Origin of the sequence: Bartonella sp. TT119HLJHH (assembly GCF_042193385.1) — a bacterium.
GTDB lineage: Bacteria > Pseudomonadota > Alphaproteobacteria > Rhizobiales > Rhizobiaceae > Bartonella.
In genome coordinates this window covers 1-1,250 of record NZ_JBHILS010000093.1, presented here as the reverse complement: position 1 = coordinate 1,250, position 1,250 = coordinate 1, and the positions used below count along the sequence as shown (strand labels likewise).

General features: G+C 32.3%; 2 protein-coding genes. Both read right to left on the bottom strand.

What is annotated here, in order from left to right; translation table 11 throughout:
• Positions 1-239 precede the first annotated feature (239 nt).
• Positions 240-989 (bottom strand): type IV secretion system protein, encoded by a 750-nt coding sequence (locus ACFIJL_RS09450; RefSeq protein WP_375624448.1) that lies wholly within the window; start codon positions 987-989, stop codon positions 240-242.
• Positions 986-1,120 carry a TrwH protein gene (locus ACFIJL_RS09445; RefSeq protein WP_375624450.1) on the bottom strand — a complete coding sequence of 45 codons (135 nt, stop codon included), beginning with the start codon at positions 1,118-1,120 and terminating at the stop codon, positions 986-988. The genes ACFIJL_RS09450 and ACFIJL_RS09445 overlap by 4 nt, the downstream gene beginning before the upstream one ends.
• Between the last annotated feature and the right edge of the window lie 130 nt (positions 1,121-1,250).

Sequence of the window (1,250 nt, the reverse complement as noted above, 5' to 3'; positions counted from 1 at the left end):
GTTGCGTGAACACTGTAAAGTTCATGGAATTCCTCTTTAACAAATTTTCAACTTTTTATCACCTTAAAACATAGATACATGCTAAACGCTTCATTTTCATTTATACATTACCTAAGTGTTTTCATCGCGATATCTTGACTTTGATAAAAGCTTTCTGCCTCTCTGAATTGTTCAGATAGTACTGAACCTTCTACAGTGGATTTTGTTTTCATGAAAAAAAGCAAATGTTGTAAAGAGCTTTATTGGTTAGATCTTATTGTAGGCATATCGTTGTTGTTAGAGTTTATAATTTTTCCATACAATTTACGTTTTTGTATTTCGATAAGAGCCTCTTCGTTATCGCTTAAATTTCTGACCATTTGTAGTTTTGTATATTCATTTTGGAGCATGGCTGACATGGTCTTGATGCGTGTTTGCAGCTCGAAAACTCCTTTCAAATCTTTTGTTTTATCTATATTATTTAAGAAATCGACAATTTGTGTAAAGCGGTTCTCTGCGTCTTGAAAAGTTTGCAAACTTACAGCTTTATCGACAATTCCACTATAGTTAAGACGGGTATTAATTATTGTGCGCATCTCATGATACGGCAATGACCAGAAGGTAAACCTTTTCTCTTCGTCAAGAACAGAATATAAAACGTCTTGAAATTGTCCAACATCTACGCCACTGTAGTTGGAATGCGTTTTTGGATAGATAGAAGGCGAATCTTGTATGAAAAAGCTCTTGTTCTCTCCTATTGTTGGTTTTTGGATTCTATTTCCTGTTATAGACTGATGGATTTTTTTCGCGTTTTCGATCTGGTTTTGGCTTTCTTTAATTTGTTGGTTTAATAACTCAATAATTTTCAGATATTCTGTTTTTGAAACAGGGAGAGGAATTTGAATAGTTGAATCTTGAGCCCCAGAAGCCCAACTAAAGTTAGATATTAGAGTTAAATTTATCATTCCCAAAAGGGTAATCATTCCTGTTATAATAAATATCTTTTTCATCTGTTTGCTCTCTTGATTTCGGCAGGGATTGTTTTATTAATAGGCACACGGTTCCTATCATTGGGCTGTTTTAGCTTTGGTGCTAATACACAAGCTGATAAAAGGTTTGCAATCAAAATCACAAGAATGATCTACTTCATTTTAATATGACTCTTTTTTATTGTTATATACATCCTGATATTTGTTGTCATTATTATTATTTTGAACATAAAGTAAAGTACGTTGTGTGTAATTATTTTACTTTTTTATTCCATTTTAATT